The sequence below is a fragment of the Pseudomonas sp. PDM02 genome, assembly GCF_014852285.1.
Taxonomy (GTDB): Bacteria; Pseudomonadota; Gammaproteobacteria; order Pseudomonadales; family Pseudomonadaceae; genus Aquipseudomonas; species Aquipseudomonas migulae.
Map to the genome: position 1 here is coordinate 429,816 of NZ_JACVBL010000001.1, position 25,909 is coordinate 455,724.

18 protein-coding genes and 1 other RNA gene are annotated in these 25,909 nt (G+C 60.7%); 12 read left to right on the forward strand and 7 right to left on the reverse strand.

Annotation, left to right across the window (positions count from 1 at the left end; all coding sequences use genetic code 11):
* Positions 1-8: 8 nt before the first annotated feature.
* The 4 genes from guaD to xdhA form a co-directional block, all read right to left on the reverse strand.
* Complete coding sequence (guaD, locus tag IB245_RS01900; protein WP_192226240.1) at positions 9-1,313, reverse strand: guanine deaminase; 1,305 nt, start codon at positions 1,311-1,313, stop codon at positions 9-11.
* Between the two features lie 8 nt (positions 1,314-1,321).
* A complete protein-coding gene (gene xdhC, locus IB245_RS01905; RefSeq protein WP_008027370.1) occupies positions 1,322-2,167 on the reverse strand; it encodes a xanthine dehydrogenase accessory protein XdhC in 846 nt (281 codons plus the stop codon).
* 116 nt (positions 2,168-2,283) lie between these two features.
* Entirely contained in the window at positions 2,284-4,683 is a 2,400-nt protein-coding gene (gene xdhB / locus IB245_RS01910) for a xanthine dehydrogenase molybdopterin binding subunit (protein ID WP_008037762.1), read from the reverse strand.
* The gene (xdhA, locus tag IB245_RS01915; protein ID WP_192226242.1) at positions 4,676-6,130 is read right to left on the reverse strand and encodes a xanthine dehydrogenase small subunit; all 1,455 of its coding nucleotides are present in this window, start codon (positions 6,128-6,130) and stop codon (positions 4,676-4,678) included. Before xdhA ends, xdhB begins: the two co-directional genes overlap by 8 nt.
* Before the next feature lie 266 nt (positions 6,131-6,396).
* Between xdhA and IB245_RS01920 the strand changes: the two genes are divergently transcribed.
* From IB245_RS01920 to ffs, 6 genes are all read left to right on the forward strand, one after another.
* Positions 6,397-7,056, forward strand: coding sequence for a GntR family transcriptional regulator (locus IB245_RS01920; RefSeq protein ID WP_192226244.1), 660 nt, complete (start codon positions 6,397-6,399; stop codon positions 7,054-7,056).
* A gap of 2 nt (positions 7,057-7,058) precedes the next feature.
* Entirely contained in the window at positions 7,059-10,547 is a 3,489-nt protein-coding gene (gene smc / locus IB245_RS01925; RefSeq protein WP_192226246.1) for a chromosome segregation protein SMC, read from the forward strand.
* 258 nt (positions 10,548-10,805) lie between these two features.
* Complete coding sequence (gene zipA, locus IB245_RS01930; protein WP_008027358.1) at positions 10,806-11,660, forward strand: cell division protein ZipA; 855 nt, start codon at positions 10,806-10,808, stop codon at positions 11,658-11,660.
* Positions 11,661-11,836: 176 nt separating this feature from the next.
* Positions 11,837-14,194, forward strand: a complete 2,358-nt coding sequence (gene ligA / locus IB245_RS01935; RefSeq protein WP_192226248.1) for an NAD-dependent DNA ligase LigA — start codon at positions 11,837-11,839, stop codon at positions 14,192-14,194.
* 172 nt (positions 14,195-14,366) lie between these two features.
* Positions 14,367-15,533: a putative zinc-binding metallopeptidase gene (locus tag IB245_RS01940; RefSeq protein ID WP_192226249.1), complete on the forward strand. Its 1,167-nt coding sequence runs from the start codon at positions 14,367-14,369 to the stop codon at positions 15,531-15,533.
* A 137-nt stretch (positions 15,534-15,670) separates the two neighbouring features.
* Positions 15,671-15,767, forward strand: an RNA gene (gene ffs, locus IB245_RS01945) — signal recognition particle sRNA small type.
* A 182-nt stretch (positions 15,768-15,949) separates the two neighbouring features.
* Here ffs and IB245_RS01950 read toward each other — a convergent pair.
* On the reverse strand, positions 15,950-16,264 hold the full coding sequence (locus IB245_RS01950) for a helix-turn-helix domain-containing protein (RefSeq protein WP_008028568.1): 315 nt from the start codon (positions 16,262-16,264) through the stop codon (positions 15,950-15,952).
* 416 nt (positions 16,265-16,680) lie between these two features.
* On the opposite strand from IB245_RS01950, the gene IB245_RS01955 reads away from it, so the two are divergent.
* Entirely contained in the window at positions 16,681-18,381 is a 1,701-nt protein-coding gene (locus IB245_RS01955; protein ID WP_192226251.1) for a putative bifunctional diguanylate cyclase/phosphodiesterase, read from the forward strand.
* A 117-nt stretch (positions 18,382-18,498) separates the two neighbouring features.
* Here the strand turns inward: IB245_RS01955 and IB245_RS01960 are convergent, their stop codons facing one another.
* Positions 18,499-19,236, reverse strand: a complete 738-nt coding sequence (locus tag IB245_RS01960; RefSeq protein WP_192226253.1) for a substrate-binding periplasmic protein — start codon at positions 19,234-19,236, stop codon at positions 18,499-18,501.
* 144 nt (positions 19,237-19,380) lie between these two features.
* Between IB245_RS01960 and dnaX the strand changes: the two genes are divergently transcribed.
* The 5 genes from dnaX to IB245_RS01985 all read left to right on the forward strand — a co-directional run bounded on the left by dnaX (position 19,381) and on the right by IB245_RS01985 (position 25,175).
* On the forward strand, positions 19,381-21,471 hold the full coding sequence (dnaX, locus tag IB245_RS01965; RefSeq protein WP_192226255.1) for a DNA polymerase III subunit gamma/tau: 2,091 nt from the start codon (positions 19,381-19,383) through the stop codon (positions 21,469-21,471).
* Positions 21,472-21,537: 66 nt separating this feature from the next.
* Positions 21,538-21,876 (forward strand): YbaB/EbfC family nucleoid-associated protein, encoded by a 339-nt coding sequence (locus IB245_RS01970; protein WP_008028561.1) that lies wholly within the window; start codon positions 21,538-21,540, stop codon positions 21,874-21,876.
* 265 nt (positions 21,877-22,141) lie between these two features.
* The gene (locus IB245_RS01975; RefSeq protein ID WP_192226257.1) at positions 22,142-23,176 is read left to right on the forward strand and encodes an NADP-dependent oxidoreductase; all 1,035 of its coding nucleotides are present in this window, start codon (positions 22,142-22,144) and stop codon (positions 23,174-23,176) included.
* A 65-nt stretch (positions 23,177-23,241) separates the two neighbouring features.
* On the forward strand, positions 23,242-23,844 hold the full coding sequence (gene recR, locus IB245_RS01980; RefSeq protein WP_008028557.1) for a recombination mediator RecR: 603 nt from the start codon (positions 23,242-23,244) through the stop codon (positions 23,842-23,844).
* Positions 23,845-24,026: 182 nt separating this feature from the next.
* Entirely contained in the window at positions 24,027-25,175 is a 1,149-nt protein-coding gene (locus IB245_RS01985; RefSeq protein WP_192226259.1) for an acyl-CoA dehydrogenase family protein, read from the forward strand.
* 111 nt (positions 25,176-25,286) lie between these two features.
* Here the strand turns inward: IB245_RS01985 and IB245_RS01990 are convergent, their stop codons facing one another.
* The gene (locus IB245_RS01990) at positions 25,287-25,835 is read right to left on the reverse strand and encodes an adenine phosphoribosyltransferase (RefSeq protein WP_008057870.1); all 549 of its coding nucleotides are present in this window, start codon (positions 25,833-25,835) and stop codon (positions 25,287-25,289) included.
* Positions 25,836-25,909: the final 74 nt, after the last annotated feature.

The window sequence follows — 25,909 nt, forward strand, 5'->3', positions numbered from 1 at the left end:
GAAAAACCTTAGCGCTGATGCACCTGATTCCCCGCCGCATACGTCTGCAACACCGTCCGGTCATCCCCCAGCGTCATCAACACAAACAACGTCTCGGCAATGTTGTTCGCCTGCTTCAAGCGGTAGCTCAGCAACGGCGTGGCGTTGTAATCCAGCACCAGGAAGTCCGCGTCGGTGCCCGGTTGCAGTGTGCCGATCTTGTCTTCCAACCGCAGTGCCCGTGCGCCGCCCAGCGTCGCCAGGTACAACGATTTGAACGGGCTCAGTCGCGCCCCTTGCAGTTGCATGACCTTGTACGCCTCGTTCAACGTTTGCAGCAGCGAGAAACTGGTGCCGCCACCCACATCGGTGCCGATGCCGACATTGAGTTTGTGCTTCTCGGCCATCGGCAGGTTGAACAGGCCGCTGCCGAGGAAGAAGTTCGAAGTCGGGCAGAACGAGATGGCCGAGCCGGTTTCTGCCAATCGCGCGCATTCGTCATCGCACAGGTGCACACCGTGGGCGAAGACCGAGCGCTCGCCGAGCAACTGGTAGTGATCGTAGACGTCCAGGTAGCCTTTGCGCTCCGGGAACAGTTCCTTGACCCACTCGATTTCCTTGAGGTTTTCGCTGATGTGGGTCTGCATGTACAGGTCCGGATATTCACTCAGCAACTGACCGGCGAGGGTCAGTTGTTCCGGGGTGCTGGTCGGGGCGAAACGCGGCGTGACGGCGTAGTGCAAGCGACCCTTGCCGTGCCAGCGCTCGATCAGCGCCTTGCTTTCGACGTAGCTGGATTCGGCGGTGTCGGTCAGGTAGTCCGGCGCGTTGCGGTCCATCATCACCTTGCCGGCGATCATCCGCAGGTCCAGCTGTTCAGCCGCTTCGAAGAACGAATTCACCGATTGCGGGTGCACGCTGCCGAACACCAGCGCGGTGGTGGTGCCGTTGCGCAGCAGTTCCTTGATGAAAATGTCCGCGACTTCGTCGGCGTGAGCCTTGTCGGCGAACTGGCTTTCACACGGGAAGGTGTAAGTGTTGAGCCAGTCCAGCAACTGCTCGCCGTAGGCGCCGACCATGCCGGTTTGCGGCAAATGGATGTGGGTGTCGATGAAACCGGGAGTGATCAGCGCGTCCTGATAATGAGTGATCTCGATATCGGCGGGCAGGGTTGGCAGCAATTCGCTGGCGTGACCGAGGGCGCTGATCTGGCCGTTATCGACCACCAGCAAACCGTCTTCGAAATACTCGTACGAGGCTTCGATACCCACTTCGGCGGGGTCGGCGATGCTGTGCAGGATGGCGGCGCGGTAGGCTTTGCGAGTCAGAGGCATGGGCGTTCTCAATTAGAGGCTTGGCTGCGGCGTGAAGCAGGCAGCAGTTTGGCAATCGACGATCCGGCGCTGGCGGTGTGCTGGCCGAAATTCGCGTTATAGGTGGCGATGATTTCGCCGGCGATGGAGATGGCGATTTCCACAGGCAATTTGCCTTTGACTTCGCCGATGCCCATCGGGCAGCGCATGCGTTGCAGCACGCTGCTGTCAAAACCACGGTCGCGCAGGCGGTGTTCGAACTTCACCCGTTTGGTTTTCGAACCGATCAGGCCGAAGTAGGCGAAGTCGTTGCGCTTGAGGATCGCAGCGGTGAGTTCAAGGTCGAGCTGATGATTGTGGGTCATGACGATGCAGTAGCTGCCGGCGGGCAGGTCGTCGATTTCATCCACCGGCTCTTCGGCGACGATTTTGCGTACGCCGTGGGGGATCTGTTCAGGGAATTCATCTTCCCGCGAGTCGATCCAGCGCACCCGGCAGGGCAGGCTGGCGAGCAGCGGCACCAGTGCGCGACCGACATGGCCGGCGCCGAACACGGCGATCTGCGCCTGGACCTGGCCCATCGGTTCGAACAGCAGCACGGTCACTCCGCCGCAGCACTGGCCGAGGCTGGCGCCGAGGCTGAAGCGCTCCAGGTGCGTGTCCTGTTTGCCGCTGGCGAGCATTTCGCGGCCGATCTGCATGGCCTTGTATTCCAGATGCCCGCCACCGATGGTGTCGAAGGTCTGGCTGGCGCTGATGACCATTTTCGAACCGGCATTGCGCGGCGTCGAGCCGAGCTCTTCGATGATGGTCACCAACACGCAGGGTTCACCGCGGTTTTGCAGGTCGGCGAGGGCGTCGATCCAGTTGTACATATTCACCTCAACATTTCTGTTGTCTATCCGGGCCTAATCGCTAGCAGGCTAGCTCCCACAGTTGATCGCATTCCCCTGTGGGAGCTAGCCTGCTAGCGATTGGCCGCGCCTCGGTCTTAGAGCGAAGCCAACTCGGTTTCGGTTTCAACGGCCTTCGCCGCCTTCAACTGCCGCATCTGCTCACAGCCCCACAACACCCGCTCCGGCGTCGCCGGCGCATCGATTTTCGGTTGATGTTTGTAATCGCCCAGACTCGCCACGGCGTCCTTGATCGCACACCACGACGCGATGCCGAGCATGAACGGCGGCTCGCCCACAGCCTTGGAATGGAACACCGTGTCTTCCGGGTTCTTGCGGTTTTCCACCAGCTTCACCCGCAGGTCCAGCGGCATGTCGGCCACCGCCGGAATCTTGTAGCTCGCCGGGCCGTTGGTCATCAGTTTGCCCTTGGCATTCCAGACCAGTTCTTCCATGGTCAGCCAGCCCATGCCCTGGATGAAACCGCCCTCGACCTGACCGATGTCGATGGCCGGGTTCAGCGAGGCGCCGACGTCGTGGAGAATGTCGGTGCGCAGCATTTTGTACTCGCCGGTCAGCGTATCGACGATCACTTCGCAGCACGCCGCGCCGAACGCGTAGTAGTAGAACGGCCGACCACGTGCCTGGCTGCGGTCGTAGAAGATTTTCGGGGTCTTGTAGAAGCCGGTGCTCGACAGCGACACCTGAGCGAAATACGCCTGCTGAATCAGCGCTTCGAACGTCAGGATGTGATCGCGAACCCGTACGTGACCGTTGTGGAATTCCACGTCTTCTTCGCTGACCTTGTACTGGCGCGCAGCAAATTCCACCAGGCGTTTCTTGATGATTTCCGCCGCGTTTTGCGCGGCTTTACCGTTCAGGTCGGCACCGCTGGAGGCGGCGGTCGGCGAGGTGTTCGGCACCTTGTCGGTGTTGGTCGCGGTGATCTGCACGCGGTCCATTTCCACCTGGAACACTTCGGCCACGACCTGCGCGACTTTGGTGTTCAAGCCCTGGCCCATTTCCGTGCCACCGTGGTTCAGGTGGATGCTGCCGTCGGTGTAGACGTGCACCAGCGCACCGGCCTGGTTGAGGAAACTGGCGGTGAAGGAAATACCGAATTTCACCGGGGTCAGCGCCAGGCCTTTTTTCAGGATCGGGCTGTTGGCGTTGTAGCGGCGAATCGCTTCGCGGCGCTCGGCGTACTGGCTGCTTTCTTCCAGTTCGGCGGTCATTTCCTCGAGCATGTTGTGCTCGACGGTCTGGTAGTAATGGGTGACGTTGCGCTCGGTCTTGCCGTAGTAGTTGGCCTTGCGCACCGCCAGCGGGTCGAGGGCCAGATGCCGGGCAATCGCGTCCATCACCTCTTCGATCGCGACCATGCCTTGCGGGCCGCCGAAGCCACGGTAAGCGGTGTTCGACGCGGTGTTGGTCTTGCAGCGATGACCGTTGATCGTCGCATCGCCGAGGTAGTACGAGTTGTCGGCGTGGAACATCGCACGGTCGACAATCGAGTTCGACAGGTCCGGCGAGCAGCCGCAGTTACCCGCCAGTTCCAGCTGGATGCCGTGCAGGCGCCCGCTGTCGTCAAAGCCCACGTCGTACTCGACATAGAACGGGTGACGCTTGCCGGTCATCAGCATGTCTTCGACACGCGGCAAGCGCATTTTGGTCGGTTGGCCGGTCAGGTGCGCAATCACCGCGCACAGGCAGGCCGGGCTCGCTGCCTGGGTTTCCTTACCACCAAAACCACCACCCATGCGGCGCATGTCGACGACGATTTTGTTCATCGACACGTCCAGCACTTCCGCCACCAGTTTCTGTACTTCGGTGGGGTTTTGCGTGGAGCAGTAGACGATCATCCCGCCGTCTTCAGTGGGCATCACCGACGAGATCTGCGTTTCGAGGTAGAAGTGCTCCTGGCCGCCAATGTGCAGCGTGCCCTGGATACGATTTTTCGCTGTCGTCAACGCGCCCGCTGAATCACCGCGTTCATGGGTGTGACTGTCCAGCACGAAATGCTTTTTGCGAAAGGCCTCGACCACGTCCAGCACCGGTTCCAGGTCTTCGTATTCGATCACCGCGGCCATGGCAGCTTTGCGTGCGGTCTCCAGGTCGCGGGCGGCCACGGCCATGACGACCTGACCGACGAACTGCACCGTGTCTATGGCCAGCAACGGATCACCGGGCATCAGCGGGCCGATGTCTTTCAGCCCCGGAACGTCTTCGTGGGTGATGGCGATGCGCACGCCTTCAAAGGCGTAGCAAGGCTTGGTGTCGATGCTGATGATTTTCGCGTGGGCGCGGTCCGACAGCCGTGCGTAAACGTGCAGCTGGTTCGGAAATTCCAGACGGTCGTCGATGTACTGCGCCTCACCGGACACATGCTTGGCGGCGCTGTCGTGCTTGACGCTGCGGCCGACGCCGGTGGTCAGGTCCTTGGCGAACAGTTCAGCCAGTTCGGCTTGGGTCTTCTCTACAGCGTGATGATTAGACATAAGCGGTCACCCGAGTCTCGATGTGCGGCGTTTGCAGTTCAATGAAGTATTTGCGCAGCAGGTTTTGCGCGCTGAGCAGGCGGTATTCCTTGCTGGCGCGGAAGTCCGAGAGCGGCGTGAAATCTTCGGCCAGTGCGGCGCAGGCGCGTTCGACGGTGGCGTTGTTGAACGGTGAACGGAGTAACACGGCTTCGCAGTTGGCGGCGCGTTTCGGGATGGCAGCCATGCCACCGAAGGCAACGCGTGCATCGGCGATCACACCGTTTTCCAGGCGGATGTTGAAGGCGGCGCAAACGGCGGAAATGTCATCGTCCAGACGCTTGGAAACCTTGTACGCACGGAACAGTTGTTCGGCGCTGGCACGCGGCACGATGATCTTCTCGATGAACTCGCTTTCCTGACGCGCCGTGACGCGGTAATCGATGAAGTAATCTTCCAGGGCCAGGGTGCGGCGGGTTTCGCCCTTGCACAGCACAATCTGCGCGCCCAAGGCGATCAGCAGCGGTGGCGAGTCACCGATCGGCGAGGCGTTGCCAATGTTGCCGCCGAGGGTGCCCTGGTTGCGGATCTGCAACGAAGCGAAACGATGCAGCAATTCGCCGAAGTCCGGGTACTCGGCGTTCAAGGCTTCATAGCAATCGGAGAGGGCGGTGGCGGCGCCGATTTCCAGGCGATCGTCAAAGCGTTCGATACGCTTCATCTCGGCGACGTTGCCGACGTAAATCATCACCGGCAGCGTGCGGTGGAACTGCGTGACTTCCAGCGCCAGGTCCGTGCCGCCGGCCAGCAGCCGGGCCTGTGGATAAGCGTCGTAGAGGTCGGCCAGATCGGCGACGGTCAGCGGCACCAGGCAGCGCTTGTCGCCGCTGTTGAGTTCGCCGATATCGGTCGGCGCGATGGCTTTCAGGCGCGCAATGGTCTCGGCTTCGCGAGCGTCGAATTGATCGGGTTGCTTGCCGCAGCAGGATTGCTCGGCGGCTTGCAGAATCGGCCGATAGCCGGTGCAACGGCAGAGGTTGCCGGCCAGTGCTTCGTGCGCTTTATGCGAATCCGGTTGTTCGCTGTTCTTTTGCAGCGCGAACAGCGACATCACGAAACCGGGGGTGCAGAAGCCGCATTGCGAGCCGTGGCATTCGACCATGGCTTTCTGCACGCTGTGCAGTTCGCCTTGGTGCTTGAGGTCTTCGACGCTGATCAGTTGTTTGCCATGCAGCGACGAAACGAACGTCAGGCACGAGTTGAGGCTGCGATAGCGAATGTGTTCGCGGCCATCGTCATCCGATTGCAACTCGCCGACCACCACGGTGCACGCGCCGCAGTCACCGCTGGCGCAGCCTTCTTTGGTGCCGGGTTTGCCCACATGGTCGCGCAGATAATTGAGCACGGTCAGGTTTGGGTCCAGGGCGTGCTCGCTACGGAGTTCCTGGTTAAGTAAAAACTGGATCACGGAAGGCCTCGCAGACTCATTATTGTTGTTAACCGACTTGGACCGAATTTATCAGGTCTGACTTTGCGGTCAATGATTTTCTGACTTAAAGGTCAGGAAATAGCATTTTGTCGATCAACGACTCGTTCCTTCATTATTGACCCTTGCGGGTTAGCCTGCTTTTTGCGGGATTCGTGCCAAAAACCGCCGAGTGGGCACTCCGCCATGGCCCCTCATGTGCGCTACACTGCGCCGCTTGTACAGATCGAAGAATTTGAAGGACACCCATGACGTTCAAGGCGCCGGACAGCCTCGCCGAGCAAATTGCTCACCACCTCGCCGAACGCATCATTCGTGGCGAAATGAAGCCCGGGGAGCGCATCCAGGAACAGAAGGTCACGCTGGCCCTCAATGTCAGCCGCGGCTCGGTCCGCGAAGCCTTGCTGATCCTCGAGCGTCGCCACCTGATCGCGATCCTGCCGCGACGCGGCGCCCATGTGACCGAACTCACCGTGCACAAGGTGCAGAGCCTGTGCACGCTGATGGGCGAGATGTACATCCTGCTCGCCAATGCCGTGGCCACTGGCTGGCAAGTCCAGGCCGACCTGGCGCCGTTCGTGCAGATCCAGCAACGCCTGACCGCGAGCTACGAGCGCCAGGACATCCACGCCTTCGTCGACGACAGTTTCAATGTGATGCGCGCCACGTACGGGTTTGCCAACAACCCGTACTTGCAGGAAACCGTCGAGAATCTGCAACCGGCCATGAGCCGTGCGTATTTCCTTGCTCTGGAGCAGCGCAAGGCCTCGATGAGCGAGTATCTGGAGCTGTTCGAACGCTTGCTCGCGGCCGTGATCGCCCGTGACCATGCGCTGATTCGCACCGTGCTGACCGCGTATTGCCAGCGCAGTTGCGATCTGGTGATTTCTGCCCTGACGGACGCTTAAGCGTGCGGCTCAAGTGCATCAAGCTGGCGGGGTTCAAATCCTTCGTCGATCCGACCACGGTGAACTTCCCCAGTAACATGGCGGCGGTGGTCGGGCCCAATGGCTGTGGCAAATCGAACATCATCGACGCCGTGCGCTGGGTGATGGGCGAGAGCTCAGCCAAGAACTTGCGCGGCGAGTCGATGACCGATGTCATCTTCAACGGTTCGACCAGCCGTAAACCGGTGAGCCAGGCCAGCATCGAGCTGGTGTTCGACAACACCGACGGCACGCTGCTTGGCGAATACGCCGCCTATGCGGAAATTTCCATTCGCCGCAAAGTGACCCGCGACAGCCAGACCACCTATTACCTCAACGGCACCAAGTGCCGTCGCCGTGATATCACCGACATCTTCCTCGGTACCGGCCTGGGCCCGCGCAGCTACTCGATCATCGAGCAGGGGATGATCTCCAAGCTGATCGAGTCCAAGCCCGAAGACTTGCGCAACTTCATTGAAGAAGCGGCGGGCATCTCCAAGTACAAGGAGCGCCGGCGCGAGACCGAAAACCGTATTCGTCGCACCCACGAAAACCTGGAGCGCCTGACGGACCTGCGCGAAGAGCTGACGCGTCAGCTTGAGCGCCTGCACCGCCAGGCGGAAGCGGCCAAGAAGTATCAGGAATACAAGGGCGAGGAGCGTCAACTCAAGGCGCAACTGTCGGCCCTGCGCTGGCAAGCCTTGAACGAACAGGTCGGCCAGCGCGAAGCGATCATTGGCACCCAGGAAGTCACGTTCGAAGCGTTGGTGGCCGAGCAGCGCAACGCCGACGCGAGCATCGAACGCTTTCGCGACGGGCACCATGACCTGTCGGAGCGCTTCAATCTGGTGCAGGGGCGTTTCTATTCGGTCGGTGGCGACATCGCCCGGGTCGAGCAGAGCATCCAGCACGGTCAGCAACGCCTGCGTCAGCTGCAAGACGATCTGAAAGAAGCCGAGCGCGCACGCCTGGAAACCGAGTCGCATCTGGGCCACGACCGCACGTTGCTGCTGACCCTCGGCGAAGAGCTGGACATGCTCACGCCGGAGCAGGAAGTCACCAGCGCCGCCGCCGAAGAAGCCGCCGCCGCGCTGGAAGAATCCGAAACCACCATGCACGGCTGGCAGGAGCAGTGGGACACGTTCAACCTGACCGCCGCCGAACCGCGTCGCCAGTCCGAAGTCCAGCAATCACGCATCCAGCAGCTGGAAACCAGCATGGAGCGATTGGCTGATCGTCAGAAGCGCCTCGGCGAAGAACGCGCCTTGCTTTCGGCGGACCCGGAAGACGCGGCGATCATGGAGCTCAGCGAGCAGTTGGCCGCTTCCGAGGCCACGCTTGAGGACTTGCAGGCCAGCGAAGAAGCGCAGGTCGAGCGACTCGAGCAACTGCGTCAGGAATTGCAGCAAGCGTTGTCGGCGCAGCAACAGGCGCAGGGCGATTTGCAGCGTCTCAACGGGCGTCTCGCTTCGCTTGAAGCCTTGCAGCAAGCCGCGCTCGATCCGGGCACCGGCACCGCTGAATGGTTGCGCGAACAACACCTGGCGGACCGTCCACGCCTGGCCGAAGGTCTCAAGGTTGAAGCCGGTTGGGAGCTGGCGGTGGAAACCGTGCTCGGTGCCGATCTGCAAGCGGTGCTGGTGGACGATTTCGGCGGTTTCGACCTGGCCGGTTTTGCCCAAGGCGATTTGCGATTGCTCAGCCCCGCCAGCGATGGCGTGCGCGTGCCCGGCAGCTTGCTCGACAAGGTCGAGGCGCAGATCGATCTGTCGCCGTGGCTGGGGCAGGTCAAGCCGGTTGAAAACCTCGAACAGGCCTTGGCATTGCGCAGTCAGTTGAGCGCCGGTCAGAGCCTGATCAGCCGCGATGGATACTGGGTCGGCCGGCACTTTTTACGGGTGCGCCGCGCCAGCGAAGCGGAAAGTGGCGTGCTGGCTCGCGGTCAGGAAATCCAGCGTCTGAGCAGCGAACGCGAAGAGCGCGAGGCCACGGTCGAAACCCTCGAAACCCAACTTCAGAATCTGCGGGCGCAGCAGCGTCAACAGGAAAACGGTCGCGAACATTTGCGCCGTTTGCTGCAGGACGAAGCGCGTCAGCAAGGCGAATTGAAAGCCCAGTTGTCCGCCGGCAAAGCCAAGGTCGAGCAACTGACCTTGCGCCGCACGCGGCTCGATGAAGAGCTCACCGAACTGGCCGAGCAACGTGCGCTGGAACACGAAAACATCGGCGAAGCGCGCCTGCAATTGCAGGAAGCCCTCGACGCCATGGCGCTGGATACCGAGCAGCGTGAGCTGCTGCTGGCCCAGCGCGACAGCCTGCGCGAGCGCCTTGACCGCGTGCGTCAGGAAGCCCGGCAGCACAAGGATCACGCGCATCAATTGGCGGTGCGCCTGGGTTCGCTCAAGGCGCAACATGACTCGACGCGTCAGGCGCTGGAACGGCTGGAAATGCAGTCCGAGCGCCTCACCGAAAAACGCGAACAGCTCAGCCTCAATCTGGAGGAGGGCGAGGCGCCGCTGGAAGAGCTGCGCCTGAAGCTTGAAGAGTTGCTCGACAAGCGCATGACCGTCGACGAAGAACTCAAGACCGCACAGATTGCCCTCGAAGACGCCGACCGCGAATTGCGTGACGCCGAAAAACGCCGCCACCAGGCCGAGCAGCAATCGCAGTTGATTCGTGGCCAGATGGAAACCCAGCGCATGGAGTGGCAAGCCCTGACCGTGCGCCGCAAGACCCTGGAAGATCAGTTGCTGGAAGACGGTTACGACCTGCACGGCGTACTCGCCACGCTGACGACCGAAGCCAGCGAGAAGGACGCCGAAGAAGAACTCGAACGCATTGCCGCACGCATTCAGCGCCTCGGCGCGATCAACCTCGCGGCCATCGACGAATATCAGCAACAATCCGAGCGTAAACGTTATCTGGATGCGCAGAACGACGATTTGGTCGAAGCGCTGGACACCCTCGAGAACGTGATCCGCAAGATCGACAAGGAAACCCGCAACCGCTTCAAGGATACCTTTGATCAGATCAATGGCGGTTTACAGGCGCTTTTCCCAAAAGTTTTCGGTGGAGGGCGCGCGTATTTGGAACTGACGGGCGAAGATCTACTCGATACAGGGGTGACGATCATGGCGCAGCCGCCCGGAAAGAAGAACAGCACCATCCATTTGCTCTCCGGTGGCGAAAAAGCCCTGACCGCATTGGCCCTGGTTTTTGCGATCTTCAAGTTGAACCCGGCGCCGTTCTGCATGCTCGATGAAGTTGACGCGCCGCTGGATGACGCTAACGTTGGACGCTACGCCCGGCTGGTGAAAGAGATGTCGCAGACGGTGCAGTTCATCTATATCACCCACAACAAGATCGCCATGGAAATGGCCGATCAATTGATGGGGGTGACGATGCACGAGCCGGGTTGCTCGCGTCTGGTGGCAGTGGATGTCGAGGAGGCGATGGCGATGGTGGATGCCTGAGTCGGCGTCTGTAGGTTGAGTATTTTTTGTCCGTAGGACTTATTTACCTTCCTTGACTTGCTGGCCAATCGACATATTCGCGCAAGCCATTGTGACAGACGGTGTAAAGTTGCCTTTGGTCGTGCTAGTTTAATGTCAATTTTTCGTATACGTGGGCAAAACGCCTGTCAGAACATAGAGTTGGCGCCACGTTTTAAAGCGGTTTACGAGTTGTAAACCCCTTATTTTTCAGCATTTTTTATAGAGGCACGGGATTACATGGAAATCGGTCTGCGCGAGTGGCTGATCGTCATCGGCATTATTGTCATTGCCGGTATTCTTTTCGATGGCTGGCGCCGTATGCGCGGCGGCAAGGGAAAATTGAAGTTCCGTCTTGATCGAAGTCTGTCCAATTTGCCGGACGAGGACACCAGCGCCGAGCTGTTGGGCCCGCCGCGCGTTCTGGATACCCACAAAGAACCGCAACTGGACGAGCACGATCTGCCGTCGGTGAGCATGCCTGCCCGTGAGCCCCGTGAGTCGGGTTCCAAGCGCGGCAAGCGTGGCCATGGCGAGCCGTCGCAAGGCGACATGAACCTCAGCCTGGACCTGGACGGCGGCCCGAGCTTCAGCAGTCGTGACGACGATTTCCCGGTTGATGCCAAGTCTTCGCCTTCGGTCAGCGACAAAGAACAACCGCAAGCCGAAGAGGTGCTGGTGATCAGCGTGATCTGCCGCGACGCCGCTGGCTTCAAAGGCCCGGCGCTGTTGCAGAACATTCTGGAAAGCGGCTTGCGCTTCGGCGAGATGGACATTTTCCACCGCCACGAAAGCATGGCTGGCAACGGTGAAGTCCTGTTCTCGATGGCCAATGCGGTCAAGCCGGGCGTCTTCGATCTGGACGACATCGACCACTTCAGCACACCGGCCGTGAGCTTCTTCCTTGGCCTGCCAGGCCCGCGTCATCCGAAGCAGGCCTTCGACGTGATGGTGGCTGCGGCGCGCAAACTGTCCCAGGAGCTTAACGGCGAACTGAAAGACGACCAGCGCAGCGTACTGACCGCGCAGACGATCGAGCATTACCGTCAGCGCATCGTCGAATTCGAACGCCGCGCCCTGACCCAGAAGCGCTGATATTGGCAATGTGCGGGCGTTCATGACGCGACTCCCGCACCTTGTAGGAGCCAGGCTTGCCGGCGAAGGCGATTTCAAATACGCCTTCGCCGGCAAGCCTGGCTCCTACAATGAATCTACGCCGCACCACAGATTGAGCAGCCTCGGCTGCTCTTTTGCTTTATGAGAGAACACCCATGACCGCCGCCAAAACCCGCATTCTAGAGCTGCGCGCTGAGCTGGATCAGCACAACTATCGCTACCACGTGATGGACGAGCCGAGCATTCCGGACGCCGAGTACGACCGGTTGTTCCATGAGCTCAAGGCCCTCGAAGCAGCCAACCCTGACCTCATCACCAGTGACTCGCCAACCCAGCGCGTCGGCAGCGCGGCGCTGTCGGCGTTCACCCAGGTGCGTCACGAAGTGCCGATGCTCAGCCTCGGCAACGCCTTCGAAGAAACCGACATGCGCGAGTTCGATCGTCGGGTGACTGAAGGCCTCGACCTGCCAGCCGGCGACTTGTTTGGCGGCGGGGCGGCGGTGGAGTACAGCTGCGAACCGAAGCTCGATGGCCTGGCGGTCAGCCTGCTTTATCAGGACGGTGTGTTGGTGCGCGGCGCAACGCGCGGTGACGGCACCACCGGTGAAGACATCAGTGTCAACGTACGCACCGTGCGTAATATTCCGCTCAAGCTGCAAGGCACCGGCTGGCCGGCGACCCTGGAAGTGCGCGGCGAAGTGTTCATGTCCAAGGCCGGTTTCGAGCGGCTCAACGCCACGCAACTGGAAGTCGGCGGCAAGACCTTCGCCAACCCGCGCAACGCGGCGGCGGGCAGCTTGCGGCAGCTGGATTCGAAGATCACTGCCAACCGTCCGCTGGAATTCTGCTGCTACGGCATCGGCCAGGTTTCGGCGGAGATTGCCGACACCCACATCGGCAATCTGAAGCAGCTTCAGGCATGGGGCATGCCGATCAGTCGCGAGCTGAAACTGGCACACGGCATCGATGAATGCCTGGATTACTACCGCGACATCGGTGAGCGCCGCAACAGCCTGGCCTATGAAATCGACGGCGTGGTGTTCAAGGTCAACAGCATTGCCTCCCAGCGTGAATTGGGCTTCCGCGCCCGCGAACCGCGCTGGGCGATTGCCCATAAATTCCCGGCGATGGAAGAACTCACCGAATTGCTCGACGTGGAATTCCAGGTCGGGCGAACCGGTGCCGTAACGCCGGTGGCGCGCTTGAAGCCGGTCAAGGTGGCGGGCGTCACCGTGGCCAATGCGACGCTGCACAACATGGACGAAGTGGCGCGTCTGGGGTTGATGATCGGCGACACTGTGATCATCCGCCGCGCGGGCGACGTGATTCCGCAGGTGGTGCAAGTGGTCATGGAGCGCCGCCCGGAAAACGCACGGCCAGTGCAGATTCCTGAACAGTGCCCGGTCTGCGGTTCGCATGTCGAACGCACGCAATTGGTCAAGCGCAGCAAGGGGCGCGAGACCATCAGCGAGGGCGCGGTGTATCGCTGCGTCGGTCGCCTGGCCTGCGGCGCGCAACTCAAGCAGGCGATCATTCACTTCGTTTCCCGTCGAGCGATGGACATCGAAGGTTTGGGCGAGAAGAGCGTCGAGCAGTTGGTGGACGAAGGCCTGGTGAGTTCGCCGGCCGATCTGTACGCCCTGACGTTCGAGCAAATCGTCGATCTCGAAGGCTTTGCCGAGCTGTCGAGCAAGAACCTGCTCAGCGCCATCGAAGACAGCAAAAAGCCGGGCCTGGCGCGCTTCATCTACGCCCTCGGCATTCCCGATGTCGGCGAAGAGACCGCCAAGGTGCTGGCACGCTCCCTCGGCTCGCTGGAGCGGGTTCAGCAGGCGTTGCCGCAAGTGCTCACGTACTTGCCGGATGTCGGCCTGGAAGTGGCTCACGAGATTCACAGCTTCTTCGAAGATGCGCATAACCAGCAGGTGATCGCCGATCTGCTCAAGCATGGCCTGCAGATTCAGGATCAGGGCGAGTTGGGCGCCGAGTTTGCGGCGAGCACCACGCTGGGCGGTTTCCTCGACAAGCTGCACATTCCTTCGGTCGGGCCGGGCGGGGCGCAGAAGCTGGCGGAAAAATTCGGTTCGCTGGAAGGTGTGTTTTCTGCTGACTGGCTGGACATGCGCCAGGCCTTGCCAGAGAAACAGGCCAATTCGGTTCGCGAGTTCTTTGCCGTCGCCGAAAATCGTCAGATCGCTGAAGCCGCTGAAAAGCAGCTGCGCGATTTCGGCATGCATTGGCAGAGCGAGAAGAAGGTCGTCGAAGGCTTGCCGCTGGCTGGGCAGACCTGGGTGTTGACCGGTTCGCTGGAATTGATGAGCCGCGATGTTGCCAAGGACAAACTGGAAAGCCTCGGCGCCAAAGTGGCCGGTTCGGTGTCGGCCAAGACCCATTGCGTGGTGGCCGGGCCGGGTGCCGGTTCGAAGTTGGCCAAGGCCAATGAGCTGGGGTTGAAGGTGCTGGATGAAGAGGCGTTTGTCGGGTTTTTGAGCAAGCACGGTATTTCTGTGTGATGCCCTTCGCGAGCAAGCCCGCTCCCACAGTTGGTCGCGCTCTTCCTGTGAGAATGCGGTCAACTGTGGGAGCGGGCTTGCTCGCGAAGGCGATATTCGCCATCACGCAAAATCCGGGAACGATCGACAACCAATCATGATCTAGTCTTGGCAAGCCCAGGGAGAGATCGCCATGCACCGCTTCTTTGAACAGCTCAGTTCACGCATCGCCGCACCTTTCATTGGCGAAAGCTCGCGCAACAGCAAGGTCTGGCATTGTCGCTGCGGGCAGTCGCTGTTCTTTCGCAACAGCCAGTGCCTGGCCTGTTCGGCGGCCTTGGGCTATCAGCCTGAACAGAGTCGCTTATCGTCGTTACAGCCCGCTTCGCAAGCCGACACCTGGATTCTCGATGCCGACCTCGGCGCGGGTATCTTCCGGCGCTGCGCCAATCTCGACACCCCGGCCGCCTGCAACTGGCTATTGCCGGCCAACGATCACGAAACCTTGTGCATCGCCTGTAGCCTGAATCACACCATTCCTGATTTATCGCTTCCCGAGAATCATGAACGCTGGCGCAAGGTCGAAATCGCCAAGCGTCGGCTGGTTGCGCAACTGGTCAGCCTGGGTTTGCAGGTCATCCCCAAAACCGTGGACGAAGAGAGCGGGCTGGCCTTCGATTTCATCGGCGTCGACCTCGAAGGCAAGCCACCGACCACGGGCCATGCCAACGGTCTGATCACCCTCGATATCAAAGAAGCCGACGACGCGCACCGCGAGCAGGTGCGGGTGCAGATGCACGAACCGTATCGCACGTTGCTCGGGCACTTCCGTCATGAGGTCGGGCATTATTATTGGGACCGGCTGATCGCCAGCAGCCAGTGGCTGGAACCGTTTCGCGACGTGTTCGGCGACGAGCGCGCGAGTTACGCCGAGGCGCTCGACCGGCATTACCAGCAAGGCGCGCCGCTCGACTGGCAGCAACATTTCGTCAGCGCCTACGCCACCATGCATCCCTGGGAAGACTGGGCCGAAACCTGGGCGCATTACCTGCACATGATGGACGCGGTGGACACCGCCCTCGGCTTCGGCATGAGTGCGCGGGAAATGGATTTCGACTACCAGCCATTCCCGTCCAGCACCCTCTATGATCCGCAGCATCCCGGCGGCGCGGCGTTCCTGTCATTCGTCAATGCGTGGATCGAACTCGCCGGCATGCTCAACGAACTGTCGCGCAGCATGGGCCAGCCGGATTTCTACCCGTTCGTATTGCCGCCGGTGGTGATTGCCAAGTTGCACTTCATTCATCTGGTGATCCAGCAGGAGGGCGGCAGGGCGGATGAAGTGGTGCAGGACCTGTAGGCGCCTGCGCTCTTTTCAGGACTGCGCATGTCCTTGAAGCCGCTCATATTTTTTAATCCGCCCGAACGGTTGTAACTTCGCCTCAGATAGGTACAATGGCGCGGCTCGCCGTCAGGTGAGCGTCGTTATGGTGACCCCATCGGTCCCCCCGCAACGATTACCCGTGAACCTGGTCAGATCCGGAAGGAAGCAGCCACAGCGGGAACATTGTGTGCCGGGGTGTGGCTGGTGGGGTTGCCTCCATAACGCACCGCGAGCCTTCTCTCGCGTTCTTCATCAAAAAATACCGTCTTTTTGCTCTGCCATGGATTTCGTCCAGGGCGGATTTTTCGTCGTTTCCGTTTTGAAAACAGGCGCAAAAAAGGAGGCCGACCTGTCGAATCACGACAAGTCGGCCTCCTTTTTCATTTCTGCCACTAAGGCTTGGACATGGCCTGGTCAACCGCTGCAATCAGCTTTCCCAGATCCTTCGGGGTGGCTTTGTGGATGACTCCGAACAGGTACGCCCGCTGTTCATCCTCATCGCCCAAATCTGCGAAGAAGGCTTTCAGTTTCACCCCCAGCACGCCGGCAAGCAGGAACAGGGCTTCCACGCTGGGGGTGTAGGTGCCGGTTTCAAAACGGCTGATGGTTTTCGGGTCAAAACCGGTTTTTTCGCCGAGTTCAGCCTGAGTAAGCCCCGCGACCTTGCGGTAACGCCGAATGGCTGAACCCAAACTTGAAATTTGCATCGCTCAATTCCCATTTAGAATCAAGAACTTAACGATAGATTTTTGCATTAGACAACTGCATGATCCATCACCTTGCTTTGCAAAATGTGATGCATTTCGTAGAATTGCCTCCTCCAAAGGGTATTTGGTGACCTGTTTGCGTAAGTTTGGCTGATGCGAAAGAGCCAGTACGGTGCTCCCTTGAACAATATGTGGAGTGCTGAAGCCGCCCTGAAGCCTTGCAAAATGTTATCGAATTCGTTGTTGCTGCCCTTTGTCCGGGTCTTTGAGCCTAGTTGATCTTCGGCGGCCAAAGGGCCATCAATCGCTGTTCCTGGAGTGATCACGTGGCTCTGCGCAGTACGAATCAAAACATCTCTTCCGGGCATTTTGCGCTGGTCGAGCGGTACCACCGCTAGCGACAGTGAGCCTGACTCATGGATGAGAAATACCGCAGGGCCGTGGACGCCGCCGCGATCTTTTCCGAGACCGATCTGACCGGCCGGATTACCTACGTCAACGATCAGTTCTGCGCCGTCTCCGGTTACAGCCGCGACGAACTGCTCGGGCAGAACCATCGCCTGCTCAATTCCGGCCTGCACTCCGCTGATTTCTTCGCCGGCATGTGGCGCACCATTGCGCTGGGCAATGTCTGGAAGGGCGAGATCTGCAATCGCGCCAAGAATGGCAGTCTGTATTGGGTCGAAAGTACGTTGGTGCCGCTGCTGGATGACGCCACCGGGCGGATTCATCGTTACCTGGCGATCCGTTTCGACATCAGCGAAAAACGCCAACTGCTGCATTCCCTGCAATGGCGGGTCGGCCATGACGTGCTGACCGGGCTGCCCAATCGCGCGTTTCTCTCGGACCTGCTGGATCAGGCGCTGGCGTTCTCGCGTGAGGAAAACATCCCGCTGGCGGTATGCATGCTCGACCTCGACGGCTTCAAGGCAGTCAACGACGGCTACGGGCATGCCAGTGGCGATCTGTTGCTGGTGGAGGTGGCCAAGCGTTTGCGCGACATTGTTCGCGGCGAGGATGTGGTGGCGCGGCTGGCCGGTGACGAGTTCGTGCTGGTGTTGCGTTATGTGCGTGATGTGCCGGAGCTGCGCGCGGCGCTGAACCGTGTGCTGGGTGCGATTTCGGCGCCGTATCAGTTGCGGGGCAAGACCCTGAATGTATTTGCCAGCATCGGCGTCACCCTGTTCCCCGATGACAATCAAGATGCCGAAACCTTGCTGCGTCACGCCGATCAGGCGATGTACGTGGCCAAGCAGAGCGGGCGCAATCGCTTTCATTTATTCGACGTGTTCCGGGATCGAGAGGTCAAGGCCACTCACCAGACCGTCGAACGGGTTCGGCAGGCGTTGGCCGCCGGCGAGCTGCGTGTGCATTTCCAGCCGAAAGTGAACATGCGTCGGGGTGTCGTCGTCGGCTTCGAGGCGCTCTTGCGCTGGGAGCATCCGCAAAATGGCATGGTGCCGGCCCGAGAGTTTTTACCGATGGTGGAGGAGACGGACCTGATCATCGATATCGGTGAATGGGTGATGGATCAGGTGTTGATGCAGTTGGACCGTTGGCAGCAAGCGGGGCAGGGCTGGCCGATCAGCGTCAACATCGCCGCCCGGCATTTCCAGCGAGCGGATTTCGTCGACCGGCTCAGGCAGGTGCTCGCCCGGCATGCCCGGGTCGCGCCGCAGATGCTGGATCTGGAAATCGTCGAGTCGGTGGCGATAGAAAACATCCAGCATGTCAGCGCCTGTCTGCAGGCCTGTCAGGCGCTCGGCGTGCAGTTTTCACTGGGCGACTTCGGCACCGGTTATTCGTCCTTGAACTACCTCAAGCGCTTGCGCACCCAGACCATCAAGATCGACAAGTCGTTTATCCGCGACATTCTGCATGATCGCGACGACTTGGCCCTCACCACCGCAGTGATTGGCCTGGCCCGCGCGTTTGGCCGACAAGTGATCGCCGAAGGGCTGGAGAGTATCGAGCACGGCGAACTGTTGATGCAGTTGGGGTGCGACGTTGCCCAGGGTTATTTCATCGCTCGGCCGATGCCGGCGGTTGATGTGCCGGGCTGGGTCGAAGGTTTTGTCGCGCCGGCGCAATGGCGAGCGCTCGATCAAACAGCCTGAGGCTATCAGATCTATGAAGATCAAATGTGGGAGCGAGCCTGCTCGCGATGACGGTGTGTCTATCACGCAAGTGCTGGCTGAAAGTACGCAATCGCGAGCAGGCTCACTCCCACAGGTTCAGGGTTTGCCGACATAAAGCCGGATAATGTCATCGATCTCCCCGGACATTTTCATCCTCAGCAACGTGCGCAGAATGCGTTGCACGGGCACTTTCGGGTCATTACGCACGTAACAACCGACACTCTGCACTTGCAGCACCGCCACGCCTTGCAGTTGCTGCTCAGGCAGCAGACGCTGATTGAACCAGTCCAGTGTCCATTGATTGCTCACGGCGTAGCGATAGCGTCCGGCCATGAGTTTTTCCAGGACCTGTTCCTGATTGCGCGCGTCCTCGCGAAGCAGGCGCCCGGCGTCGAACAGCGGTTGCAGGGTGGGGTAACTGTAGCCGAGCACCGTGCCGATGGATTGTTGTGGCAAATTCGCCGGATCGATTGAGGTCTGCAACTCGTGCCGGCTGATCAGCACGTCCGGCTGGGTCCAGAGCGGAATGCTCCAGATGTAGTCTCCGGACTGATTTGGCGACCACGTTTGCGCGGCGTAGCAGCGGACATCGATCTCGCCGTGCTCCATGGCATTTTGCACCCGGGCCCGTGGCAGTACGTGAAACTCGGCCGGAACGCCAACCTGGGTCGCGAGGCTGACCATCACGTCATGCAGGATGCCCTGGGTCGGCTGGCCTTGATAAAGCTGCACCATCGGCATCGCCCAACTGTCGGGCACCACGAAGCGCAGCGGCGCGCTGGCAGCCATGACGTTCAGACTCATCAACAGCAGTGCCCCCAAGGCCAGCCGCATAAACGCTCCGCTATCGATGAAAATCGAGCCGATAAAAATCACCGCAAGTGCAGCTTAGCCAGATTAGACGAGCGCGCCGGATGCAATTTTGGCCTTGCTCCGCTAGCATTAGCCGCTTCTGCTTCCCAGTGGCGATGGTTTTCGATGAGTTATCAGGTTCTTGCACGTAAATGGCGTCCGCGCTCGTTCCGCGAAATGGTCGGCCAGACCCATGTGCTCAAGGCTCTGATCAATGCCTTGGACAGCCAGCGGCTGCACCACGCTTACCTCTTTACGGGCACGCGCGGGGTCGGCAAGACCACCATCGCGCGGATCATCGCCAAATGCCTGAACTGTGAAACGGGTATCACTTCGACGCCATGTGGCGAATGTTCGGTGTGCCGCGAGATCGATGAAGGCCGTTTCGTCGACCTGATCGAGATCGACGCCGCGAGCCGGACCAAGGTCGAGGACACCCGCGAGCTGCTCGACAACGTGCAGTACGCCCCGAGCCGCGGGCGCTTCAAGGTCTACCTGATCGACGAAGTGCACATGCTCTCCAGCCATTCCTTTAATGCGCTGTTGAAAACCCTCGAAGAGCCGCCGCCCTACGTCAAGTTCATCCTGGCGACCACCGACCCGCAGAAACTTCCTGCAACGATTCTTTCGCGGTGCCTGCAGTTCTCGCTGAAGAACATGACCCCTGAACGGGTGGTCGAGCATTTGACCCACGTGCTGGGCGTCGAAAACGTACCGTTCGAAGACGACGCGCTGTGGCTGTTGGGCCGCGCCGCCGATGGTTCGATGCGCGATGCCATGAGCCTGACCGATCAGGCGATTGCCTTCGGTGAAGGTCGGGTCATGGCCGCCGATGTGCGGGCGATGCTCGGCACGCTCGATCACGGTCAGGTTTACGACGTTCTGCACTCGCTGATCGAAGGCGACGCCAAGGCGTTGCTCGAGGCTGTCCGCCATCTGGCGGAGCAAGGCCCGGACTGGAACGGTGTGCTCTCGGAAATTCTCAACGTGCTGCACCGTGTCGCCATCGCCCAGGCCTTGCCTGAAGGCGTCGACAACGGTCACGGCGACCGTGATCGGGTGCTGGCGCTGGCCCAGGCCTTGCCCGCCGAAGACGTGCAGTTTTATTACCAGATGGGCCTGATCGGCCGCCGCGATTTACCGCTGGCGCCGGACCCGCGCGGCGGCTTCGAAATGGTCTTGCTGCGGATGCTCGCGTTCCGCCCGGCGGACACCGCGGATGCGCCGAGGCAACCGCTAAAGCCAGTGGGGATCAGCCAGGCCACAGTTGATTCCGCAAACTCAGTGGCTGCCGCGCCGATTGTTGCGCCGGTAGTCGCTGCGGCAGTTGCACCGGTTGTTGCCGCGCCGATCGCGCCGGTGGTTGCTCCCGAGCCTGAGCCGGTTGCAGCCGTTGTCGTGCCGGAACCGGTCATCGTGCCGGAGCCCGTTGTGGCGCCGGTAGCGGTCGAAGCCGTCGTCGATCTGCCGTGGAATGATCCGGTCGAGCCCGAAGTCGTCCAGCAGCCAGCCGTCGAGCCGGTGCTGGAAACCGCCGCTGAACAACCCGAATTGCCCCCGATGCCGTTGCCGACGCCTGACAGCGTTGTGCCAGACGCGCCGGAATGGGCCGCTGCGCCGATCCCGGAACCTTCCGTGGCCGACGTCGACGCCGCGACACGGGGCATCGACTCCGACGACGAGCCGCCGCTGGACGAGGACTACATCGAACCGGACATGGATTCGGCGTACAGCTATCTCGACGAGCTGGCGAGTGAGCACGCCGCCGAACCCGCGCCGGAACCCGAACCTGAGCCGGCCGCGATGCCCGCCACCGGTCTGGCCCTGCAATGGCTGGAACTGTTCCCGAAACTGCCGATTTCCGGCATGACCGGCAGCATCGCCGCCAACTGCACGCTGATCTCCGTGGACGGTGACCACTGGCTGATGCACCTGGACCCGGCCCATAGCGCCTTGTTCAACGCGACCCAGCAACGTCGTCTCAACGATGCGCTGAACCAGTTTCACGGGCGCACGCTGACCCTGAGCATGGAGCTGATCAAGCCCGAGCAGGAGACCCCGGCCCAGGCCGCGTCCCGGCGCCGTGCCAACCGTCAGCGCGAGGCGGAAGAGTCGATCCACGGTGATCCGTTCATCCAGCAAATGATGCAGCAGTTCGGTGCGGTGGTCCGTAACGATACTATTGAACCTGTCGAAGCCCTGGTCAGTCAGGGCTAATAACTGAAGGCGTTCGGCCGAAAGGGCCGGGCGCTGTTTTTATCCAAGTACTTTGAGGTGATTCCCATGATGAAAGGTGGCATGGCCGGCCTGATGAAGCAGGCGCAGCAGATGCAGGAAAAAATGGCCAAGATGCAGGAAGAGCTGGCCAACGCCGAAGTCACCGGCAAGGCGGGTGGCGATATGGTCACCGTGGTGATGACCGGTCGTCACGACGTCAAGCGCGTGACCATCGATCCGAGCCTGGTCGAAGGCCTGAGTGAAGACGACAAAGAGATGCTGGAGGCCGTATTCGCCGCCGCCGTCAACGACGCCGTGCGCAAGATCGAAGCCAACAGCCAGGACAAAATGTCCGGCATGACCGCTGGCATGCAACTGCCACCGGGGATGAAGCTGCCGTTCTGATTCGCCAAAGCGCGTCGGATGAGCTACAAAAAAATGCCAGGCATTGCGCCTGGCATTTTTGTTTCTGCCTGTTGGTCATGCGGCGCCTGATACGCTGCCTTCGCGGGCAAGCCTCGCTCCTACAAGTGCTATGCAATACCTGTAGGAGCGAGGCTTGCCCGCGAAGAGGTCGACTCGGTCTCAAGGTAGAAACATCGAACACCCGACCGCCACAAAGGTCTGCTTCCCTATACCGCCAAATTCATCGATCAAAGGAGACGCTCACATGCCACAAGCATTGACCCTCAACCAACGTATCGTCCTGGCGTCCCGCCCGGTGGGCGCACCGACGCCGGAGAATTTTCGCCTGGAACGGGAAGCACTGCCGGACCTGGCGGATGGCCAGATATTGCTCAAAACCCTGTACCTGTCGCTGGATCCCTACATGCGCGGCCGCATGAGTGACGCGCCGTCCTACGCGGCGCCAGTGGCAATCGACGAAGTGATGACCGGTGGCGCCGTCAGCCGTGTCGAGCGCTCGCTGAATCCGAAATTTCAGCAAGGTGACCTGGTCGTCGGCGCTACCGGGTGGCAGAGCCACAGCATCAGCGACGGCCGCAATATCATTCCGGTGCCGTCCGGGCTGCCGAGCCCGTCGATGGCGCTGGGTGTGCTCGGCATGCCGGGCATGACCGCCTACATGGGCTTGATGGACATCGGCCAGCCAGCCTCTGGAGAAACCCTTGTGGTCGCGGCGGCGTCAGGTGCGGTGGGTTCAGTGGTCGGGCAAGTGGCGAAGATCAAAGGCCTGCGTGTGGTCGGCGTGGCCGGTGGCGCGGACAAGTGCCGCTATGTGGTGGATGAGTTGGGTTTCGATGCCTGCATCGACCACAAGAGTCCCGACTTCGCCGCTGAGCTGGCTCAGGCGTGTCCCCAGGGCATCGACATTTATTACGAGAACGTCGGCGGCAAGGTATTCGACGCGGTGGTGCCGTTGCTCAACCCCAAGGCGCGGATTCCGCTGTGCGGCCTGATCGCTTCCTACAACGCCAGCGAGGCGCCGACCGGCCCGGATCGCCTGCCGCAGTTGCAGCGCACCTTGCTGACCAAGCGTGTGCGGATCCAGGGCTTCATCGTGTTCGACGACTACGGTGATCGTCAGCCGGAATTCGTCAGCGCCATGGCGCCGTGGGTGCGCGACGGCAAGGTGAAATTCCGCGAAGATGTGGTCGAGGGTCTTGAGAATGCACCCGAGGCGTTCATCGGCCTGCTGGAGGGACGCAACTTCGGCAAACTGGTGGTGCGCGTCGCGCAGGACTGAGTATTTGACGCTAAAGAGAGGCGCGGGTATAAACCGCGTCTCGTTGTTTTGTCGGACGTTTCCCCATGAGCTTCAGCCCTTTGATTCGCCAACTGATCGATGCCCTGCGAATTTTGCCAGGTGTGGGTCAGAAAACTGCCCAACGCATGGCGTTGCAGCTGCTCGAGCGTGATCGCAGCGGTGGCTCGCGACTGGCCCTGGCACTCAGCCAGGCGATGGAAGGGGTGGGGCATTGCCGGTTGTGCCGCACGCTGACCGAAGACGACCTGTGCCCGCAATGCGCCGATAACCGCCGCGACGACACCTTGCTGTGCGTGGTGGAAGGGCCGATGGACGTCTACGCGGTGGAGCAGACCGGTTTCCGCGGTCGTTACTTTGTGCTCAAGGGCCACCTGTCGCCGCTCGACGGGCTGGGGCCGGAAGCCATCGGGATTCCGCAATTGATGGCGCGGATCGAAGAAGCGGGCACTTTTACCGAAGTCATCCTGGCGACCAACCCGACGGTCGAGGGTGAAGCCACGGCGCACTACATCGCCCAGTTGCTCAGCAACAAAGGCCTGATCGCCTCGCGCATTGCCCACGGCGTGCCGTTGGGTGGCGAGCTGGAGCTGGTGGATGGCGGGACGTTGGCGCATTCGTTTGCGGGGCGTAAGCCGATCGCTTTGTAGTTTTCGGTGTTTGGGTTGACGCCTTCGCGGGCAAGCCTCGCTCCTACAAGGGCTATGTAAAACCTGTAGGAGCGAGGCTTGCCCGCGAAGGGAGCGACTCGGTCCATCTGATTCACACAATCCTGTTGAAAACCAAGCAAGCGCTCGGTTAACGTCGCTGAACCCTTCCATGGAGTTCGCCGATGCCTGCCTTCCAGGAATACTTCGACCCCAGCCACCAATTGGTCCGCGACAGCGTCAGACGTTTCGTCGAGCGCGAGATTCTTCCGGACATCGACCAGTGGGAAGAAGCCGAAAGCTTTCCCCGCGAACTCTACCTCAAGGCCGGTGCAGCGGGGATCCTGGGCATCGGTTACCCCGAAACCCTGGGTGGCAGCCATGAAGGTGATCTGTTCGCCAAGATCGCCGCCAGCGAAGAGTTGATGCGCTGCGGCTCTGGCGGTCTGGTCGCCGGGTTGGGTTCGCTGGACATCGGTCTGCCGCCCATTCTCAAATGGGCCAGGCCGGACGTTCGCGATCGCGTCGTGCCGGCCGTACTGGCTGGCGAGAAGATCAGCGCCTTGGCCGTCACCGAGCCCAGCGGTGGTTCCGACGTGGCCAACCTGCAAACCCGCGCCGTGCGTGACGGCGACGTCTACCGGGTCAGTGGCAGCAAAACCTTTATCACCAGTGGCGTGCGTGCGGATTACTACACCGTTGCGGTGCGCACCGGTGCGCCCGGTTTCGGTGGCATCAGCCTGCTGCTGATCGAGAAGGGCACACCAGGGTTCACCGTAGGCCGTCAGTTGAAGAAAATGGGCTGGTGGGCGTCGGACACCGCCGAGTTGTTCTTCGATGATTGCCGCGTACCTGTAGGCCATCTGATCGGCGCGGAGAACATGGGCTTCGCTTGCATCATGGGCAACTTCCAGAGCGAACGGCTGGCGTTGGCGCTGATGGCCAACATGACCGCGCAACTGGCGCTGGAGGAAAGCCTGAAATGGGCCCGTCAGCGCGAAGCGTTCGGCAAGCCCATCGGCAAGTTTCAGGTGCTCAAGCATCGCCTCGCCGAAATGGCCACGGCGCTGGAAGTGTCACGGGAGTTCACTTACCGCCAGGCGGCGAAAATGGCGGCGGGGCAGAGTGTGATCAAGGAGATTTCCATGGCGAAGAATTTCGCGACGGACACGGCGGATCGGATTACCACGGATGCGGTGCAGATCCTTGGCGGTCTCGGCTACATGCGCGAAAGTCTGGTGGAGCGGCTGTACCGGGATAACCGGATTCTGTCGATTGGTGGCGGGACGCGGGAAGTGATGAACGAGATCATCAGTAAGCAGATGGGGCTTTGAGTGTTGTGGTGTTGCTTCTGACGCCTTCGCGGGCAAGCCTCGCTCCTACAAGGGGTCGCATTATCCTGTAGGAGCGAGGCTTGCCCGCGAAGAGGCCGGTACAGACGCCGCTTATTTATCGCTCAGGGCAAACTGCGTCAGGCAAAACGTCGGAATCCCCATGTCTTCCAGGCGTTGTGACCCACCCAACTCCGGCAGATCAATAATCGCCGCCGCTTCATGCACCCGCGCGCCCATGCGTCGAATCAGGTTCGCCGCCGCAATCAGCGTGCCGCCGGTGGCGATCAAATCATCGAACATCACCACCGAGTCGCCTTCACACAAGCTGTCGGCGTGGACTTCGAGAAAGGCTTCGCCGTACTCGGTCGCATAACCTTCGGCCAGCACATCCGCCGGCAGTTTGCCTTGCTTGCGGAACAGCACCAGCGGCTTGTTCAACTGATAGGCCAGCACCGAACCGATCAGGAAACCACGGGCATCCATGGCGCCGATGTGGGTGAAATCGGCCTCGACATAACGGTGGGCAAAGCTGTCCATCACCAGGCGCAGGGCGGTAGGCGACTGGAACAGTGGGGTGATGTCGCGAAAAATGACGCCCGGTTTCGGGAAGTCGATCACCGGGCGGATCAGGGATTTGATGTCGAAGGAGTCGAAGACCATTGTCTAGGTGTCCTGGCAGGCTGCAAACGTCGCAGTATAACGGCGGCTGAACCGTTTCGCTCAGCCGCCGTGGT

What these genes read in the sequence shown, in the direction of transcription:
- guaD (WP_192226240.1), bottom strand. Translation starts at nt 1,313, where the DNA reads ATGCCTCTGACTCGCAAAGCCTACCGCGCCGCCATCCTGCACAGCATC.
- xdhC (WP_008027370.1), bottom strand. Translation starts at nt 2,167, where the DNA reads ATGTACAACTGGATCGACGCCCTCGCCGACCTGCAAAACCGCGGTGAA.
- xdhB (WP_008037762.1), bottom strand. Translation starts at nt 4,683, where the DNA reads ATGTCTAATCATCACGCTGTAGAGAAGACCCAAGCCGAACTGGCTGAA.
- IB245_RS01920 (WP_192226244.1), top strand. Translation starts at nt 6,397, where the DNA reads ATGACGTTCAAGGCGCCGGACAGCCTCGCCGAGCAAATTGCTCACCAC.
- zipA (WP_008027358.1), top strand. Translation starts at nt 10,806, where the DNA reads ATGGAAATCGGTCTGCGCGAGTGGCTGATCGTCATCGGCATTATTGTC.
- ligA (WP_192226248.1), top strand. Translation starts at nt 11,837, where the DNA reads ATGACCGCCGCCAAAACCCGCATTCTAGAGCTGCGCGCTGAGCTGGAT.
- IB245_RS01940 (WP_192226249.1), top strand. Translation starts at nt 14,367, where the DNA reads ATGCACCGCTTCTTTGAACAGCTCAGTTCACGCATCGCCGCACCTTTC.
- IB245_RS01950 (WP_008028568.1), bottom strand. Translation starts at nt 16,264, where the DNA reads ATGCAAATTTCAAGTTTGGGTTCAGCCATTCGGCGTTACCGCAAGGTC.
- IB245_RS01955 (WP_192226251.1), top strand. Translation starts at nt 16,681, where the DNA reads ATGGATGAGAAATACCGCAGGGCCGTGGACGCCGCCGCGATCTTTTCC.
- IB245_RS01960 (WP_192226253.1), bottom strand. Translation starts at nt 19,236, where the DNA reads ATGCGGCTGGCCTTGGGGGCACTGCTGTTGATGAGTCTGAACGTCATG.
- dnaX (WP_192226255.1), top strand. Translation starts at nt 19,381, where the DNA reads ATGAGTTATCAGGTTCTTGCACGTAAATGGCGTCCGCGCTCGTTCCGC.
- IB245_RS01970 (WP_008028561.1), top strand. Translation starts at nt 21,538, where the DNA reads ATGATGAAAGGTGGCATGGCCGGCCTGATGAAGCAGGCGCAGCAGATG.
- IB245_RS01975 (WP_192226257.1), top strand. Translation starts at nt 22,142, where the DNA reads ATGCCACAAGCATTGACCCTCAACCAACGTATCGTCCTGGCGTCCCGC.
- recR (WP_008028557.1), top strand. Translation starts at nt 23,242, where the DNA reads ATGAGCTTCAGCCCTTTGATTCGCCAACTGATCGATGCCCTGCGAATT.
- IB245_RS01985 (WP_192226259.1), top strand. Translation starts at nt 24,027, where the DNA reads ATGCCTGCCTTCCAGGAATACTTCGACCCCAGCCACCAATTGGTCCGC.
- IB245_RS01990 (WP_008057870.1), bottom strand. Translation starts at nt 25,835, where the DNA reads ATGGTCTTCGACTCCTTCGACATCAAATCCCTGATCCGCCCGGTGATC.